Annotated in this window: 1 protein-coding gene and 3 tRNA genes; all 4 read left to right on the top strand. The window is 46.4% G+C overall.

All coding sequences use genetic code 11. From position 1 onward, the window contains the following. Positions 1–674: HEAT repeat domain-containing protein (locus J4D97_RS22900; RefSeq protein ID WP_208309615.1), on the top strand; the 674-nt coding region annotated here is incomplete at its 5' end. Positions 675–910: 236 nt separating this feature from the next. Further along, positions 911–990 (top strand) — tRNA-Tyr (locus J4D97_RS22895). 66 nt (positions 991–1,056) lie between these two features. Next, positions 1,057–1,129, top strand: a tRNA-Gly gene (locus J4D97_RS22890). 87 nt (positions 1,130–1,216) lie between these two features. Continuing rightward, positions 1,217–1,288, top strand: a tRNA-Thr gene (locus J4D97_RS22885). Positions 1,289–1,350 lie beyond the last annotated feature (62 nt).

The following is a 1,350-nucleotide window of genomic DNA, read 5'->3' as shown; positions in this document are numbered from 1 at the left end:
GTGCCATGTTGCGCAACGCGCTGAGCGACGACTTTTGGGCCGTGCGACAAACAGCAGTAGAGGCATTGCGACGCTATAAAGGCTCAGAAGGGACTGCCATACGGAAAGATCTACAAAAGGTGGCTGCCAAAGACCCTAAAACTCAAGTGCGAGCTGCCGCTATCAACTCTCTGGCTTCCTTCCAAAACGAAGACTACGGCCAATTGTATACCGCAGCTCTTACGGACAGTTCTTACACGGTAACAAGTGCTGCTATTAATGCCTTAGCTAAAGCTCCTACCGTCACTTCACTGAAGGAAATTACGGCGCTTCAGGAAACAAAAAATGCAGCGCTCATAGATGCTATATCCAATTACTTCGCTCTCAACGGCACCGCAGATCAATATGAATGGTTCTTACGGCGAAGCAACGACGTACGTAATGAAGCACTATATCAATTTCTGCAAAACTTCGCTACGCTAATGTTACGCATGCCGCCAGTAGAGCGCGATAAAGGCATTGCCCGCCTCGAAATAATTGCGCGTTCCTACCCCAATCAATACGCTCGACTTGGGGCATACAAGGGATTAAGCATGCTGGTGCCAAGCAGCCCCAGTGTAAAACTTACCCTGCAAGACATCCGAAGCCGCGAAAAGGATAAGAATCTAGCTACCATCTATACGATGCTGCAATAATTTTTTCAGATTGTTAGGCCGGGCAAAACGATACAGCATCTAAAACAGAATCAAAGTCTTATCGCTTACATAAAGGCAAGTAAGGATACGATAGCAAAAAAAATATTAGCTCTTTCTGGAGGTAGGGCTTGACTTACATCAGAAACCCGTTAATTTTGCAACTCCTTTTGAAAGCTACCGCACAACGATAGAATCAAAAGGGTAAAAAAGACAGCTCGGATGGAGCGTTTTTAACTGGGGGTATCGCATAGCGGCAATTGCGGGTGACTGTAACTCACCTCCTTCGGGTTCATAGGTTCGAGTCCTGTTACCCCCACAGTGAAATAATGATTTAGTGCCTGAGTGATTTCACTCAGGCACCATTTCCTTAAATTACTTCTACGCGGGAGTAGCTCAGTTGGTAGAGCGGCAGCCTTCCAAGCTGCAGGTCGCGGGTTCGAACCTCGTCTCCCGCTCTTACTTTCACACTGTGAAAGTGAAATCAAACGATCAAGCAGGTTGCTGCCGTTTTCTGTGAGACGTTTAGGTTTCAAACAATATTAGCCGTTTTAGCTCAGTGGTAGAGCACTTCCTTGGTAAGGAAGAGGTCATGGGTTCAAATCCCATAAATGGCTCAGAATGACGAGTACCAACCTACACAACAATTGAGTAGTTGGCGCTATGAATAGAGTAAAGC

The organism is Hymenobacter defluvii (assembly GCF_017589435.1).
GTDB classification, from domain to species: Bacteria; Bacteroidota; Bacteroidia; order Cytophagales; family Hymenobacteraceae; genus Hymenobacter; species Hymenobacter profundi.
Note: the sequence above shows the minus strand (reverse complement) of the source record. Positions and strands in the feature narration are given on the sequence as shown.